This is a genomic window from Streptomyces sp. NPDC000151, assembly GCF_040301705.1.
Classification (GTDB): domain Bacteria; phylum Actinomycetota; class Actinomycetes; order Streptomycetales; family Streptomycetaceae; genus Streptomyces.
The window spans coordinates 1-15,219 of the sequence record NZ_JBEPFC010000083.1 but is presented as its reverse complement, the minus strand read 5'-3'; the positions used below and the strand labels follow the sequence as shown (position 1 = coordinate 15,219).

General features: G+C 72.0%; 14 protein-coding genes. 6 read left to right on the top strand and 8 right to left on the bottom strand.

Annotated elements, in window-relative coordinates; all coding sequences use genetic code 11:
• Positions 1–7: 7 nt before the first annotated feature.
• On the top strand, positions 8–694 hold the full coding sequence (locus tag ABT381_RS22270) for a TetR family transcriptional regulator (protein WP_351597042.1): 687 nt from the start codon (positions 8–10) through the stop codon (positions 692–694).
• A 69-nt stretch (positions 695–763) separates the two neighbouring features.
• Here the strand turns inward: ABT381_RS22270 and ABT381_RS22265 are convergent, their stop codons facing one another.
• Positions 764–1,126, bottom strand: a complete 363-nt coding sequence (locus ABT381_RS22265; protein WP_351597039.1) for a VOC family protein — start codon at positions 1,124–1,126, stop codon at positions 764–766.
• A 4-nt stretch (positions 1,127–1,130) separates the two neighbouring features.
• Positions 1,131–1,955 carry a trans-aconitate 2-methyltransferase gene (locus ABT381_RS22260; RefSeq protein ID WP_351597036.1) on the bottom strand — a complete coding sequence of 275 codons (825 nt, stop codon included), beginning with the start codon at positions 1,953–1,955 and terminating at the stop codon, positions 1,131–1,133.
• A gap of 132 nt (positions 1,956–2,087) precedes the next feature.
• On the opposite strand from ABT381_RS22260, the gene tamR reads away from it, so the two are divergent.
• From tamR to ABT381_RS22245, 3 genes are all read left to right on the top strand, one after another.
• Positions 2,088–2,585 carry a MarR family transcriptional regulator TamR gene (gene tamR / locus ABT381_RS22255; RefSeq protein WP_351597033.1) on the top strand — a complete coding sequence of 166 codons (498 nt, stop codon included), beginning with the start codon at positions 2,088–2,090 and terminating at the stop codon, positions 2,583–2,585.
• Between the two features lie 135 nt (positions 2,586–2,720).
• A complete protein-coding gene (locus ABT381_RS22250) occupies positions 2,721–3,515 on the top strand; it encodes an SDR family NAD(P)-dependent oxidoreductase (RefSeq protein WP_351597030.1) in 795 nt (264 codons plus the stop codon).
• A gap of 74 nt (positions 3,516–3,589) precedes the next feature.
• Positions 3,590–5,593: a beta-galactosidase gene (locus tag ABT381_RS22245; protein WP_351597028.1), complete on the top strand. Its 2,004-nt coding sequence runs from the start codon at positions 3,590–3,592 to the stop codon at positions 5,591–5,593.
• Positions 5,594–5,698: 105 nt separating this feature from the next.
• Here ABT381_RS22245 and ABT381_RS22240 read toward each other — a convergent pair whose 3' ends face one another.
• The 4 genes from ABT381_RS22240 to galT form a co-directional block, all read right to left on the bottom strand.
• On the bottom strand, positions 5,699–6,505 hold the full coding sequence (locus ABT381_RS22240; RefSeq protein WP_351597025.1) for a LuxR C-terminal-related transcriptional regulator: 807 nt from the start codon (positions 6,503–6,505) through the stop codon (positions 5,699–5,701).
• A gap of 427 nt (positions 6,506–6,932) precedes the next feature.
• A complete protein-coding gene (galK, locus tag ABT381_RS22235; RefSeq protein ID WP_351597022.1) occupies positions 6,933–8,105 on the bottom strand; it encodes a galactokinase in 1,173 nt (390 codons plus the stop codon).
• A gap of 113 nt (positions 8,106–8,218) precedes the next feature.
• The gene (galE, locus tag ABT381_RS22230; RefSeq protein WP_351597020.1) at positions 8,219–9,172 is read right to left on the bottom strand and encodes a UDP-glucose 4-epimerase GalE; all 954 of its coding nucleotides are present in this window, start codon (positions 9,170–9,172) and stop codon (positions 8,219–8,221) included.
• The gene (galT, locus tag ABT381_RS22225; RefSeq protein WP_351597017.1) at positions 9,169–10,215 is read right to left on the bottom strand and encodes a galactose-1-phosphate uridylyltransferase; all 1,047 of its coding nucleotides are present in this window, start codon (positions 10,213–10,215) and stop codon (positions 9,169–9,171) included. Before galT ends, galE begins: the two co-directional genes overlap by 4 nt.
• A gap of 243 nt (positions 10,216–10,458) precedes the next feature.
• Between galT and ABT381_RS22220 the strand changes: the two genes are divergently transcribed.
• Both ABT381_RS22220 and ABT381_RS22215 read left to right on the top strand, forming a co-directional pair.
• Positions 10,459–12,129 (top strand): sodium:solute symporter family protein, encoded by a 1,671-nt coding sequence (locus ABT381_RS22220; RefSeq protein ID WP_351597014.1) that lies wholly within the window; start codon positions 10,459–10,461, stop codon positions 12,127–12,129.
• A gap of 19 nt (positions 12,130–12,148) precedes the next feature.
• Positions 12,149–12,448, top strand: a complete 300-nt coding sequence (locus ABT381_RS22215; RefSeq protein WP_351597011.1) for a hypothetical protein — start codon at positions 12,149–12,151, stop codon at positions 12,446–12,448.
• Positions 12,449–12,460: 12 nt separating this feature from the next.
• Here the strand turns inward: ABT381_RS22215 and ABT381_RS22210 are convergent, their stop codons facing one another.
• Entirely contained in the window at positions 12,461–13,174 is a 714-nt protein-coding gene (locus ABT381_RS22210) for a helix-turn-helix transcriptional regulator (RefSeq protein WP_351597008.1), read from the bottom strand.
• A gap of 323 nt (positions 13,175–13,497) precedes the next feature.
• The coding region (locus tag ABT381_RS22205) for an outer membrane protein assembly factor BamB family protein (RefSeq protein WP_351597006.1) at positions 13,498–15,219 on the bottom strand (1,722 nt) is incomplete at its 5' end.

Genomic DNA, 15,219 nt, shown 5'->3' with positions numbered 1-15,219 from the left:
TTGACGGGTGGCAATCGATGGCAGCAGCGTGAGTGGCAGTAAGGACAAGGCGTCTTCCGGCGCGGGCGCGCGGCGTGTGCGGCGGGTCCGCATGACCGGTAAGGAGCGCCGGGAGCAGCTGCTGGACATCGGACGCACGGTGTTCGCCGAGCGCGGCTTCGAGGGCACGTCGGTGGAGGAGATCGCGGCGAAGGCCGGGGTGTCCAAGCCGGTGGTGTACGAGCACTTCGGCGGCAAGGAAGGGCTGTACGCGGTCGTCGTGGACCGGGAGATGCGGCAGCTGCTGGACATGGTGACGGGTGCCCTGACCGCGGGGCACCCGCGCGAGCTGCTGGAACAGGCGGCGTTCGCGCTGCTGGACTACATCGAGACCTACACCGACGGCTTCCGCATCCTGGTGCGGGACTCCCCCGTGGCCCAGTCGACGGGTACGTTCGCGTCGCTGATCAGTGACATCGCCACGCAGGTCGAGGACATCCTGGGCCTGGAGTTCAAGGCCCGCGGCTTCGACCCGAAGCTGGCGCCGCTGTACGCGCAGGCGCTGGTCGGGATGGTGGCGCTGACGGGCCAGTGGTGGCTGGACGTACGCAAGCCGAAGAAAGCGGAAGTCGCCGCGCATCTGGTGAATCTCGCGTGGCACGGCCTGGACGGCCTGGAGCCGAAACCGCGGCTGATAGGCCATCGCAAGGCGTGACCTCTGGTCACTCCCGTCACAAAGTTCACCCAAAAGAGTGAGCAGCGCACGAGGCCCGCGCGCGCCGGGTCAGGACAGGGGTTCGAGGAATTCCAGCCGGTTGCCGACAGGGTCGTGGGAGTAGCAGCGCCGGTGGCCCGGAAGGTTGTCGTCCCAGGTGAGGTCCGCGCCGTGGGCCGTCAGGCGGGCGGCGACGGTGTCGAGGTCGGTGACGAGGAAGGCCGGGTGGGCCTTGGGGGACGGCCGGAAGGCTTCGTCGATGCCGAGGTGCAGGCGGATGGCGCCGGCCTCGAACCAGCATCCTCCGCGCCCGGCGAGCGCGGCCGGCTTCGGGACGCGGGTCATGCCCAGGGCGCCTTCGTAGTAGGCGCACAGCGCGGTCTCCGTTCCGGGTGGCGCGGCGAGCTGGACGTGGTCGAGGCCGGTGATCATCCGCTCACATCTCCTTGCGGGCCACGGCGAAGATCCGCCGGAAGGGGAAGACCGTGCCGTGCGGACCGGTCGGATACGCCTTGCGCAGCAGGTCGCGGTACTGATCGAGGAACTCCTCGGCGGCTTCGGCGTCGCCGTCCAGCGCGGTGAGGACGGGCCGCAGCGCGGTGCCCTTCACCCAGTCCAGTACCGGATCCTCGCCCTGCAGGACCTGCACGTACGTGGTCTCCCAGGCGTCCGCCGAGCAGCCCAGGTCGATCAGCCGCTTGAGGTACTCCTCCGGCTGCAGGATGTGCACGAAGCGGCGGCCCTTGCCGCCCAGGCGGGTGCGCCACTGAGGGGTCTCGCACAGCTCGCCGAGGAGGGCGTGGCTGGGGGAGGTGAAGTTGCCGGGGACCTGGAAGGCGAGGGTGCCACCGGGGGCGAGGGAGTCGATCCAGGGGGCGAACGAGTCGGCGTGGCCGGGGACCCACTGCAGTGCCGCGTTGGAGACGATGAGGTCGAAGCGCTCGTCGGGGATCCACGTGGCCGCGTCGGCGGGGGCGAAGTCCAGGCGGCCGCCGCCCGGGGTGGGGCCCGCGTAGGACTGTGCCCTGGCCAGCATGTCGGAGGAGTTGTCGAAGCCGGTGATGTGCGCGTCGGGCCAGCGGTCCGCCATGAGGGCCGTGACGTTGCCGGGGCCGCACCCCAGGTCGGCGATGCGCGGGCGGCGCGCCGCGGGCAGCTCGGGTATCCGGGCGAGCAGGTCGAGGAAGGGGCGGGTGCGGTGGGTCGCGTGGCGGAGGTACTGCTGTGGGTCCCAGGTCGGCGCAACGTGCGTGTCGTGCATGGTCGAACCCCTCTGCTGGTACGGGCCAAGGCCGGTGGAGCCTGAACTCCTGCCGACGCTGCCCAATCGTCCAGCAAAATATATCTTGACGTCAAGAGACTTCATGTCGACACAACCACTACACTGATCGTCATGGAGGACGAGGTCGACCGACTGGTCGCAGCATGGCGCCGCGAGCGCCCCGACCTCGATGTGGAACCACTCGAGGTGCTCAGCCGCGTCAGCCGGCTCGCCCGGCATCTCGACCGCGCGCGGCGGCTGGCCTTCTCCGAGGTCGGCCTGGAGCCCTGGGAGTTCGACGTGCTCACCGCGCTGCGCCGCGCCGGCTCCCCGTACCAGCTCTCCCCCGGCCAGCTGCTCACCCAGACCCTGGTCACCTCCGGCACGATGACCAACCGCATCGACCGGCTCGCCAAGAAGGGCCTCGTCGAGCGGCTGCCCGACCCCAGCGACCGGCGCGGCGTCCTGGTCCGGCTCACCGCGGAAGGGCGCGACCGCGCCGACCAGTCGCTGGCCGGGCTGCTCACTCAGGAGCGGGCGATCCTGGCCGAGCTGTCCCGCGCGGAGCGCGGCGAACTTGCGGGTCTGCTGCGGCAGTTGACCGCGCCGTTCGACAACATCCCGGGCTGAGCGCCCCGGCCACCGGGGTGGGGGTGCGGCGCCGCTGCCGAGTGCGCCACCGTTGTGGCCGGTCGCGCAGTTCCCCGCGCCCCTTACGGGGCGCCCTCTTGCCCGACGCGGCATGCGTCCACTTGGATCGCGGCCATGAGCCAGCAGCGCACCGCGGAGCGTGACGCGCCGCCCGGACCGGCACGGTTCACCGGCCGCACCCACCTCGTCACCGGCGCCGCCTCCGGGATCGGCGCCGCCACCGCCGACCGGCTGGCCGCCGAGGGCGCCCGCGTCCTCCTCCTCGACATCGACGACGAGCGCGGCGAGCACACCGCGCGCCGCATCCGTGCCGCCGGCGGCACCGCCTCCTACGAGCACTGCGACGTCACCGACGAGGCCGCCTGGCAGCGCGCCGTGGCTGCCGCCCGGGGCCGCTACGGCCCCGTCGACGGCCTGGTCTCAGGCGCCTTCACCCGGCACGTCGCGCCCGCCGACCGCACCCCGCGCGCCGACTGGGACCACCAGCTCGCCGTCAACCTCACCGGCGCGTTCCTCGGCGTACGCGCGGCCCTGGACGACCTGCGCGCGCGGCAGGGCGCGGTCGTGCTGACCTCCTCCGTGCACGCCCTGTTCGGGCTGCCGGGGCGGCCCGCGTACGCCGCGTCCAAGGCGGGCCTGACCGGCCTCGCCCGCCAGCTGGCCGTGGAGTACGGGCCCGACGTACGGGTGAACTCCGTGCTGCCGGGGCCCGTCCTCACCCCCGCCTGGGAAGGCATCGCCGAGGAGGACCGCCGGGCCACCGCCGCCGAGACCGCAGCGGCCCGGCTCGGCCGCCCCGAGGAGGTCGCCGCCACGATCGCCTTCCTGCTCTCCCCGGACGCCTCCTACGTCACCGGCGCGAGCCTCGTCGTCGACGGCGGCTGGAGCGTCCTGAAGAATTCCTCCTGACCAGCCACACCGAGCACTCGTCCGGAAACACGGCACCGACCACGCGACCCGACAAGCCGCAGGGGGACTGCGCGATGGGAATCCGGTTCGGCGGGGACTACAACCCCGAGCAGTGGCCCGAGGACGTACGGGCCGAGGACCTCGTCCTCATGAAGCAGGCACACGTCACGATGGTGACCGCCGGGATCTTCTCCTGGGCGGGGGTCGAACCCCGGCCCGGCACCTACGACTTCGGCTGGTTCGACCGCGTCATGGACGGCCTCGGCCAGGCCGGCATCGCGGTCTGCCTGGCCACCATGACCGCCTCACCACCGCCCTGGCTCCCTCACCGGTACCCGGAGACGCTCCCCGAGGACGCCGACGGCACCCGCCGCTGGCCCGGCGCCCGCCAGCACTACTGCCCCTCCAGCCCGGTCTACCGCGAGCACGCCGTCCGCCTCGTCGAACGCCTCGCCCACCGCTACGCCGGCCACCCCGCGCTCGCCCTGTGGCACATCGGCAACGAGTACGGCTGCCACACCCGGCAGTGCTACTGCGACGTCTCGGCCCGCGACTTCCGCCGCTGGCTGCGCGAGCGCTACGGCACCGTCGAAGCGCTCAACGACGCCTGGTCCACCGCCTTCTGGGCGCAGGGCTACGGCGACTTCGAGGAGGTGCTGCCGCCGCGTACGGCGCCCACCACCCCCAACCCCGCCCAGCAGCTGGACTACCTCCGCTTCAGCGACGACGCGCTGCGCGCCTGCTACCTCGCCGAGAAGGAGGTACTGGACCGGGTCACCCCGGACGTGCCGGTCACCACCAACCTCATGCCGGACCACAAGCCCGTCGACGCCTTCGCCTGGGCCCGCGACATGGACGTCATGGCGCTGGACTTCTACCAGGACCCCTACGAGCCCGACGACCACATCCGCGCCGCCTACAACTTCGACCTGATGCGCTCGGCCCGCGAAGGACAGCCCTGGCTGCTGCTCGAACAGGCCCCCGGCGCCGTCAACTGGCGCCCCCGCAACGGCCCCAAGCCGCCCGGCGCGATGCGCCTGTGGAGCTGGCAGGCCGTCGCCCAGGGCGCGGACGCGGTGCTCTTCTTCCAGTGGCGGCAGTCGCTCGGCGGCGCCGAGAAGTTCCACTCCGCGATGGTGCCGCACGGCGGCACCGGCACCCGGATCTTCCGCGAGGTCACCGAGCTGGGGCGGGAGCTGGCCGCCGTACCGGGCATCGCGGGCACCCGCTCCGAGGCGCGGGTCGCGCTGCTCGCCGACTGGGACAGCCGGCGCGCCCTGGAGCTGGACTCCCGCCCCTCCACCGCGCTGCGGGCGCCCGAGCGGGCCCTGGCCCACTACCGCCCGCTGTTCGAGGCGGGCGTCGCCTGCGACGTCGTCCCGCCGGACCGGGACCTGACCGGCTACCGCCTGGTCGTCGTCCCCAACCTCTACCTGCTGCGCACGGAGGACGCCGAGCGGCTGGCCGCGTACGTACACGGCGGCGGGCACCTGCTCGTGTCGTTCTTCTCCGGCATCGTCGACGCGCACGACCGGGTGCACCCCGGCGGCTACCCGGCGCCGCTGCGCGAGGTACTGGGCCTGCGGGTCGAGGAGTTCTGGCCGCTGGACGAGCGCGCGGCCGTGCCGCTGCGCGGGCGGTACGCGGGGCGCGCCGATCTCTGGGCGGAGGACATCGTCCTCGAAGGCGCGGGCTCCGTCGTGGACTTCCTGTACGACGGGCTACGGCCCGCGATCACCCGGCACGCCCACGGCCGGGGCACCGCCTGGTACGTCGGCACCCGTCCCGACCCGGCGCTGATGCGGGCCCTGATGGACGACGTACGGGAGGCGGCGGGCGTCACGCCCGTACTGCCGGGGCTGCCGCCGGGCGTACAGGCGACCGTGCGCTCCGGGGCCCACGAGCGGTACCTCTTCCTGCTCAACCACGGCCAGGAGCCGGCCGAGGTGGAGCTGGAGCGGCCCATGACCGACGCGCTGGCCCAGGCCACACCGCGGGCGGCAACCGTGCATCACCTCACCCTGCCCGCCCGCGGCGTGGCCGTCCTGTCGGAGCCGGGCCCACGGGCCGGCTCCTGATCCGCGGCCCCGGACGGCGGGGCGGTCAGGGTCTGCCGGCGGCCGTAGCGCGACGGTCGCCGGCCACCGTACCGGCCGGGGCGCGGCCGCCGGTCCACGCGCGCCTCACGGCACCGAGACCGACGCCGACGGCACCGGCTGCGCCGCCGGGGACGACGGGGGCGGCTCCAGCTCGACGGGCCCCACCCCGGCCCGGCGCGCCAGCGCCACGGCCGCGAGCGTGGAGTGCACGCCGAGCTTGCCCAGGACGTTCTGCATGTGCGTGCGGACCGTGTGCGGAGAGAGGAACAGCCGCTCCGCGACCGCCTTGCGGCCGAGCCCCGCGACCATGCAGCGCAGCACCTCGCGCTCGCGCGGGGTCAGCGACTCCACCAGCCGCTCGCTCTCGGTGCGGTGTTTGCGGGCCGCTGTCAGCTCCCGCAGTACGCCGGTGAGGAGCGCGGGCGGCAGATGCGTCTCGTCCCGCAGCACGCCGCGGATCACGGCCAGCAGGCGGGAGAGCGAGCAGTCCTTCGCGACCCAGCCGCCGGCCCCGGCCTGCAGGGCGGACGCGGCCCTGCGCGGGTCGTCCTTCTCCGCGAGCACCACGGAGCGCACCATCGGATGCGCGGTGCGGACCGAGATGACCAGCGATATGCCGTCCACGGGCGCGCCGTCGGCCGTGCCGTCGCGGTGGCCCTGCGGCCGGATGGGAACGGAAGCGAGCGGTGCGACGGCGGCGCCGAGGTCGGCGTCGACGAGCATGACGTCGAAGCGCCGGCCTTCGGAGGCCGCCCGCTCCAGACTTCGCAGGGCCGCCGGTCCGCTCCCGGCCGCCGCCACGTCCACGTCCTGTTCGGCCGCGAGGGCGGCCGCCAGGGACTCGGCAAAAATGCGGTGGTCGTCGACCACCAAGACCCGGATGCGTTGCACTGAGGACCCCCTGTCTCGGGGAAACGGGCAGAAACGGGTACGTGCGCCCGGGGGCGGGGTCGCCACAGCGGCACGGCCGCCGCCGTGCTGCGTCGCTGTCCCGTCCCGGGCGCCGTACCCTCACCTCCCCGCGCCGCGTTCGGCGGGAGAGGGTCCAGCTCGCCCCCTGATCGGCACCGGCCCCCACCGGTGCTCTGTTCAGCGTACGTACGGGGTCCGGCAACGGAAGCCGATTGGCAAAACTGCCCGACCCATGTGTTCAGGGTGGGGCAGGCTGCTCACCACGAGGCACCAGTAGCGGGTGATCGGCTCATTCCGGCCCGTTACCGCCGGACGCCGACGGGGCAATCGGCCAGTCGCGCGGACCGGCTGACAGCGCATCAGGGATGTGCGGGGGCGCGCTTTCGCGCCCCCGCCGCCGCCCGGTTCACGCCAGCCGCCGGGCCCCCGCGCTCGGCACGGCGGTGAAGATCCGCGGCGCGGCGTGCCCGGCCGCCGCGAACGCCTCGGTGACCGCCTTGCCCACGGTCTCCGCCGCCGCCTCTTCCACCAGCACGATCGCCGACCCGCCGAAGCCGCCGCCGGTCATCCGGGCGCCCAGCGCGCCGGCCTCGTTCGCCGCCTCCACCACGAGGTCCAGCTCGGCGCAGGACACGGCGAAGTCGTCGCGGAGCGAGGCGTGCCCGGCCGTCAGCAGCGGGCCGATGCCGCGCGGGTCGCCCGCCTCAAGGCGCGCCATGACGTCCTGCACCCGCCGGTTCTCGGTCACGATGTGCCGTACCAGGGGCCGCACGGCGGCCTCGTCCGCCAGCGACTCCAGCGCCTGGCGCAGGCCGTCGTACGCCACATCGCGCAGGGCGCGTACGCCCAATGCCCGCGCGGCCCGCTCACAGCCGGCGCGGCGTTCGGCGTACGCGCCGTCACCCAGCTCGTGCTGCACGCGGGTGTCGACGACGAGGAGGCGCAGCCCGGCCGCGGCGAGGTCGAAGGGGACCTGGCGGCGGGTGAGGTCGCGGGTGTCCAAGAGGAGGGCATGGCCTTCGGTGCAGCAGGCCGAGGCGGTCTGGTCCATGATCCCGCAGGGCACGCCGACGAAGGCGTTCTCGGCGCGCTGGGCCAGCCGGGCCAGCTCCTGGCCGTCCAGGCCCAGGCCGTACAGGTCGTTCAGCGCCAGGGCCGTGGCGACCTCCAGGGCCGCGGAGGAGGACAGCCCGGCGCCGGTGGGGACGACGGAGTCGAAGTGCAGGTCGGCGCCGCCGCCCACCGGGAGTCCGGCCTCCCGCATCGCCCACAGGACACCGGCCGGGTACGCCGCCCAGCCGCCGTCGGGCGCCGGCCGCAGGTCGTCGGTGCGCAGCTCGACGATGCCGCCCTTGACGTTGCCGGAGTGCAGGCGCAGCACGCCGTCGGTACGGGGCGCGGCGGCGGCCGTCGTGGTGTGCGGGAGGGCCAGCGGCATGACGAAGCCGTCGTTGTAGTCGGTGTGCTCACCGATCAGGTTGACCCGTCCGGGCGCCGCCCATACCCCTTCGGGGGCGGTTCCGTAGACCTCGCGGAAGGCGGCTGCGGTGCCGGCTGCGCCGGGCTGCGTGTGTGTCACTCGGACTCCCTTGTCCTGGGGAAGCCGGGGCTCCGCCCCGGACCCCGGTCCTCAATCGCCGGACGGGCTTGGATTGCCGGACGGGCTTGGATTGCCGGACGGGCTTGAAAAGGCTATGAATTGGCGAACGCCCACGCGTCCGCCACGATCTCCGACAGGTCCGCGCGGCGCGGCTGCCAGCCCAGGCGGTCGATGGCGGTCTGGGCCGAGGCGACCAGGACCGCCGGATCGCCGCCGCGGCGCGGGGCCACGACCTCGGGGATCGGGTGTCCGGTGACCGTGCGGACGGTCTCGATGACCTCGCGGACGGAGAAGCCGTTGCCGTTGCCGAGGTTGCAGATCAAGTGCTCGCCCGCGACGGCGGCGTCCAGGGCCAGCAGATGGGCCTCGGCGAGGTCGGCGACGTGGATGTAGTCGCGGATGCAGGTGCCGTCCGGCGTGGGGTAGTCGTCGCCGAAGACGGAGATCGACTCGCGGCGGCCCTGGGCGACCTGGAGGACGAGCGGGATGAGGTGCGACTCGGGGTCGTGCCGCTCGCCGCAGGCCCCGTAGGCGCCCGCCACGTTGAAGTAGCGGAGGGACACGGCCGCCAGGCCGTGCGCCGCGCACTCGCCGCTGATCATGTGGTCCACGGCCAGCTTGCTCGCGCCGTACGGGCTGGTCGGCGCGGTCTCGGCAGCCTCGGTGATCGGCGTGGCCGTCGGCTCGCCGTACGTCGCGGCCGTCGAGGAGAACACCAGGGTGCGCACGCCCGCGACGCGCATCGCCGCGAGCAGGTCCATGGTGCCGCCGACGTTGTTCCGCCAGTACTTCTCGGGGTCCACGACGGACTCGCCGACCTGCGAGAACGCGGCGAAGTGCAGCACGCCGTCGAAGGAGCGGTCCAGCCATTTGGCCGCGTCCTGGACCCGGCCCTCGATGAACTCCGCGCCCTCGGGGACGCCGACGCGGTGGCCGGTGGACAGGTCGTCCAGGACGACCACCTGGTGGCCGGCCTCCAGAAGGTGTGCCGCCACGACGCTGCCGACGTATCCCGCTCCGCCGGTGACCAGGTACTTCTTGCTCACGCGCTCGCTACCTCTCGCAGTCGCTGCGCCGCGGCTTCCGGCGGCACATCGTTGATGAACACATTCATGCCGGATTCGGAACCCGCGAGAAACTTCAGCTTGCCGGGAGTGCGTCGGATGGTGAAGAGCTCTAGGTGGAGGGCGAAGTCGGCGCGGTGCGGGGTGCGCACCGGCGCCTGGTGCCAGCCGGCGATGTACGGCGTCGGCGGCTCCCCTTCCCCGAAGATCCGGTCGAACCGTCGCAAGACTTCCAGGTAGAGCTGTGGGAATTCTGTGCGGGCCGCCTCGTCCAGCGCGAGCAGGTCGGGGACCCGGCGCCGCGGGTAGAGGTGCACCTCGTACGGCCAGTGCGCCGCGTACGGGACGAAGGCCACCCAGTGCTCGCCCTCCAGGACGACGCGGCTGCCGTCGGCGAGCTCGTCGGCCACGACGTCGTCGAAGAGGTTGCGGCCGCCGGTACGCTCCCGGTGCGCGGCGGCCGAGGCGAGCATCCGCTCGGTGCGGGGCGTGACGAAGGGGTAGGCGTAGATCTGGCCGTGCGGGTGGCCGAGGGTCACGCCGATCTCGGCGCCGCGGTTCTCGAAGCAGAAGACCTGCTCGACGTCCGGGAGCTCGGAGAGCTCGGCGGTGCGGTCGGTCCACGCCTCCAGGACCACCGCGGCCTGCTCCTCGGTGAGGTCGGCGAAGGAGGCGTGGTGGTCGGAGGTGAAGCAGACGACCTCGCAGCGGCCGGTGGAGCCGGCGAGCGAGGGGAAGCGGTTCTCGAAGACCGCGACGTCGTAGTCGGCGGCGGGGATCTCCGAGAGCCGGCCCTCGCGCGAGGGGCACAGCGGGCACTCGTCGGCCGGCGGGTGGTAGGTCCGGCCCTGGCGGTGCGAGGCGACGGCGACGGAGTCGCCGAGGAGGCGGTCGTGACGGATCTCGGAGGCGGTGGTGACCTGCGGGAGGGGGCGCTCGTCGACGGCGTCGCGCACGACGTCGTCGCGGGAGTCGTAGTAGATGAGCTCCCGGCCGTCCGCGAGCCGCGTGGACGTCTTCTTCACTGTTGCTCCTCGCCAGAAATCCTCGGCAGACGACCAAACACAAACAAACATAATGAACCACGAGCCAACAGTCCCGTCAACGCCGGGGACGGAGCGATGCGTCCGTAGCACCCAGCGTCACCAAGGGAGTCACTCGATCACGATCCAACAAACAAAACCAACAAAAGTGTTCAGTTTCCGAGCGACCGCGCGTAACTTTCTGCTCGTTCAAGCCACCGGCGCCACGCAACGAAGCGAGACCCCATGATCACGATGGCCGAAGGGCTACGCCTCCCTACCAACGGGCTCGACTACACCATCCTGGCGATCTACTTCGCCGTCGTCCTGGGCATCGGCTTCGCCGCCAAGCGCAGCGTGAAGACCAGCCTGGACTTCTTCCTCTCCGGCCGGTCGCTGCCCGCGTGGGTGACCGGCCTCGCGTTCGTCGCCGCCAACCTCGGCGCCACCGAGATCCTCGGCATGGCCGCCAACGGCGCGCAGTACGGCGCGTACACCGTGCACTGGTACTGGATCGGCGCCATCCCCGCCATGGTCTTCCTCGGCCTGGTGATGATGCCCTTCTACTACGGCTCCAAGGTCCGCTCCGTACCGGAGTTCCTGCTGCACCGCTTCGGGCCGTCCTCGCACCTGCTGTCCTCGATCATCTTCGCGGTCTCCTCCGTGCTGATCGCGGGCGTGAACCTCTACGCGATGGCGATCGTGCTGGAGGCGCTGCTGGGCTGGCCGGAGTGGGTGGCCATCGTCGTCGCCGGCTTCTTCGTCCTCGCGTACATCACCATCGGCGGCCTGTCCTCCGCGATCTACAACGAGGTCCTGCAGTTCTTCGTCATCCTCGCCGCGCTGATCCCGCTGACCATCGTCGGCCTCAAGCGCGTCGGCGGCTGGGACGGGCTCACCAGCAGCCTCACCGACTCCCACGGCGGTGACTTCCTCACCGCCTGGGGCGGCACCGGCATCGGCGAGTCCAACCCGCTGGGCGCCAACTGGCTGACGATCGTGCTCGGCCTCGGCTTCGTGATGAGCTTCGGGTACTGGACCACCAACTTCGCCGAGGTGCAGCGCGCGCTGTCCGCGAAGAACGGCTCCGCCGCCAAGCGCACCCCGCTCATCGCCGCCTTCCCCAAGATCTTCATCCCGCTGGTCGTGGTGGTGCCGGGCCTGATCGCGCTGGTCATGGAGCCCTCGCTGGGCAAGACCAAGAGCGGCCTGCAGTACAACGACGCCATCCCCGTGCTGATGCGCGACCTGCTGCCCAACGGCGTCCTCGGCATCGCCGTGACCGGCCTGCTCGCCGCGTTCATGGCCGGTATGGCCGCCAACGTCTCCTCGTTCAACACGGTCTTCACCAACGACATCTGGGGCGCGTACCTGAAGAAGGGCCGCGAGGACGCGTACTACCTGAAGACCGGCCGGGTGGTCACCGCGGTGGGCGTGCTGATCGGCATGGGGACCGCGTTCATCGCGTCCTCGTTCAGCAACATCATGAACTACCTGCAGACGCTGTTCTCGTTCTTCAACGTCCCGCTGTTCGTGGTCTTCATCATCGGCATGTTCTGGAAGCGGACCAGCGCCGCCGCCGGCTTCTGGGGCCTGCTCTCCGGCACCGTCGCCGCGATGGTCAACTACTTCTGGTTCTACAAGCAGGGCGTCATCTCGATCCCCTCCGACCAGGGGGCCAACTTCGTCTCCTCGATCGTGGCGTTCGTCGTCGGCGCCGTGGTGATGTTCGTGATCACCCTGGTCACCAAGCCCAAGTCCGCGGAGTCGCTGGCCGGTCTGGTCTACGGCACCCGCTCGCCCGGCATGGAGGAGCTGCCCGCCGAGGGTGACGACGCGTGGTACCGCAAGCCCGCCCTGCTGGGCTGGAGCGCGGTCGTCCTCGCCGCCCTCTGCTACATCCCCTTCTCCTTCTAAGGGCCGTAAGGAGCACACCATGAGTGACTACCAGCACGAGGTCGAGGAGCTGGAGGCCAAGTCCGCGACGGCGGCCCGGCTCTTCGACGTACGCCGCATCATCGGCGGACTCTTCGTCGTCTACGGCGTGATCGTCACGATCGCCGGCATCACGGCGTCCGACGCGGACCTGAAGAAGGCCCAGGACATCAACATCAACCTCTGGACCGGCCTCGGGATGCTCGTCCTCGGCCTGTTCTTCCTGGCGTGGATGAAGCTGCGCCCGGCCGAGGCGCCGGCCCCCGAGGAGACCGGCGCCACGACCGGCGCGTCGGACTGACCCGACGCGGATTCACTGCGGCGGGGCCTGCTGCGGCCCCGCCGCGTTGTTGTTCGCGTTGCTGATCGCGGCCCGGTCCAGCAGGCCCGTACGGGCCGCCAGCGCCGCCGCCTCCAGCCGCGAGCCCACCCCGAGCTTCATCAGCACCCGCTGCACGTGCGTACGTGCCGTGCTCGGCGCGATGCCCATACCGGCCGCGATGAGCCGGGTGTCCTCGCCCTCGGCGACCCGGACCAGCACCTCCACCTCGCGCGGGGTCAGCATCTGCAGCAGCCGGGCGCCCTCGTCGTCGGGCTGCGCCGCCGGATGCAGCAGCTCCTCGAAGGCCTGCTGGAGCAGGGCCGGGGCGATCGCCGCCTCGCCCGCCCTGGCCTTCATCATCGCCCGCTCCACGCCCTCGATCCGCTCGTCGTGGCGGACGTAACCGGAAGCACCGGCGGCGAACGCCGCGGCGATGCCCCGCGGGTTGGGCACCGGACCGAGCACCACGACCGCCACCTGGGGCCGCTCCTTCTTGATCCGTACCACCGGGTCGAAGGCCCCCGGCTCGGCGGGCGCTGCCGTCCCCAGGAGGCACACCTCCGGCGCTCTGCTCACCACCAGATCCGCCGCCCCGGCACTCGGCGCGGCCGCCGCGAGCACCCTGTGCCCGCGCAACTTCAGTGCCGAGGCGAGCGCCTCGGCGAGCAGGCGGTGGTCGTCGACCACCATGAGCCGCACGCCCATTCAGCAACCCCCCATTCCCCGGCGAACCCAGCCCCCCGGCCCTCGCCGGGCCCCTTTGCATCCGGAAGCTACACGCTTGTTCGACATCGCGCGCCCCCTACCGGGCAGAAGCCCGTCGGAATGCTGAAATCCCGGCCATTCTGGGCCACTTGCCGCCCGACGCCGATCATTTTCTTCCAGAGGTGGGCAGGCACGGTACCGGAACCCGGCACACCGCACTCCGGCGCACCACCTGCGCCGCCGACGCCCCGGAGAACGACGGCGGCCCCGCCCTACGCGAGGTAGGACGGGGCCGCCGGACAGGCCCTCGGGCCTGCGGTTTCTCAGCTGCCGAAGGCCAGGCCCAGGTACTTCCCGTCACCCAGGCCGTACTTGGTGCCGGACATGATGTCCTGGTTCAGGAACAGCCGGCCGTGCTCGTACACCGCGCGGGTCATGCCGGGGCGCAGCGAGCGGGCCGCGTCGGCGGTCTCCTTCGGGAGGTTGAGGAAGACCGTCTTCTTGCCCTGCTGGGCCGGGTCGATGCTGAGGACCTGGCCGCCCTTGTCGCTGTAGCCGTCCTGGTAGGCGATGAGCTTGTCGCCGGCCATCCGCAGGGGCGCGATCTCCTGGTTGACCTCCGAGGACGCCTTCCAGGTCGCCGACCCGGTCTTCAGGTCGAAGGCGACGATTTCGTTCTGGTTGTCGAAGGTGTCGCCGCCCACCGCGTCGTGCGGCTTGGAGGGCATGTAGAGGTACTTGTCGTCCGCCGTGGCGGTGACGCAGCGCTCCACGCCGCCGGTGATGCCGCAGTTGGGCTTGTACTTGTCGTCCTGCAGCGGGATCTGTGCCTGCTGCTTGCCCGAGTCGTCGATGACGACCATGTCCGTGATACTGGGCTCGCCGGCGGCGATGCCGATGACGACCGGGCCGTTGGTGGAGACCACCTCGGCGCTCTGCACGCCCTTGGGCGCGTCGTAGGTCCACTTGGGCTTGCCGGTGGCCGGGTCGATCTCCTGGACCTGGGTGGTCTGCGAGCCGTACTCACCGCAGCGCAGGATCGCGACGAGCTTCTTGCCGCCGCCGATGCCCCGGTCCAGGCACTGCATCGAGGGGTCGTTGCCGTTGTCGCGCTTGTGCCACAGCTCCTTGCCGGAGATGTCGTACGCGGCTTCGCCGTTGCCCGGCCAGGAGGCGACGACCGCGCCCTGGCTGAAGGTGACGCCCATGCCGATGCTGGAGGCCTGGTCGCCGCCGGGCATCGTCTTCGTCCAGTCGAACTTGCCGGAGTCGATGTCCAGCAGCGCGATCCGACTGCAGGGCTCGCGCTCGTTCTCCCCCTTGCGCGGGCCGGCCTCGAAGACGACCGCGGCCTTGCCCTCCTCGGTGGCGTACGGCGAGGCGCCGCAGACGATGCCGTCCATGGGGAGCTTGTACTTCGGCTTCTTCGCGTCCAGGTCGTAGCCGACGATCTCGCCCTTGCCTACCTTGGCGTACGTCTTCGCCGTCGCCCAGGCGCCGTTCATCGTCACCACCGACTTGTCCGGCGAGGGCATCGGCACGTTGAAGAGCAGCTTGCCCGTGGAACTGCCGGGCTTGGTCTCGGGGTTCAGCGCGACCTTGCCGCCCTTGAGCACCACCGGCGCGTCTCCGCCCTTGCCGCCGCCGGCGCCGCCCTGGCCGCCGCCGTTGGCGTTCGGCGCCGGCTCGTCACCGCCGCCGCTGTTGGCGAACCACACGCCGCCGCCCACGATCAGCGCGACCGCGACCACCGCGGCGACGACGATCATGATGCGGGTGCGCTGCTGATTGCCGCCTCCGCCCTGCGGGGGCATGCCGCCGCCGGGGAACTGCGCGGCGGGCGGGTAGGGGGCGCCGTACGGGCCGGGGGCGCCGGGCTGACCGGGCTGACCGGGCTGACCGGGCTGACCGGGCTGACCGGGCTGACCGGGCTGCTGCGGGTAGCCGTAGCCCGGGCCCTGGGCCGGGTAGCCGTAACCGGGCTGCGCGCCGTACGGACCGGGCGGGGGCCCCTGCGGCGGCTGACCGGGGGCCTGCGGCGGCGG

Excerpts from the sequence above, each read along its gene's own strand:
- ABT381_RS22265 (WP_351597039.1), bottom strand. The coding sequence starts at position 1,126 with ATGATCACCGGCCTCGACCACGTCCAGCTCGCCGCGCCACCCGGAACG.
- ABT381_RS22260 (WP_351597036.1), bottom strand. The coding sequence starts at position 1,955 with ATGCACGACACGCACGTTGCGCCGACCTGGGACCCACAGCAGTACCTC.
- tamR (WP_351597033.1), top strand. The coding sequence starts at position 2,088 with ATGGAGGACGAGGTCGACCGACTGGTCGCAGCATGGCGCCGCGAGCGC.
- ABT381_RS22250 (WP_351597030.1), top strand. The coding sequence starts at position 2,721 with ATGAGCCAGCAGCGCACCGCGGAGCGTGACGCGCCGCCCGGACCGGCA.
- ABT381_RS22245 (WP_351597028.1), top strand. The coding sequence starts at position 3,590 with ATGGGAATCCGGTTCGGCGGGGACTACAACCCCGAGCAGTGGCCCGAG.
- ABT381_RS22220 (WP_351597014.1), top strand. The coding sequence starts at position 10,459 with ATGATCACGATGGCCGAAGGGCTACGCCTCCCTACCAACGGGCTCGAC.
- ABT381_RS22215 (WP_351597011.1), top strand. The coding sequence starts at position 12,149 with ATGAGTGACTACCAGCACGAGGTCGAGGAGCTGGAGGCCAAGTCCGCG.
- ABT381_RS22210 (WP_351597008.1), bottom strand. The coding sequence starts at position 13,174 with ATGGGCGTGCGGCTCATGGTGGTCGACGACCACCGCCTGCTCGCCGAG.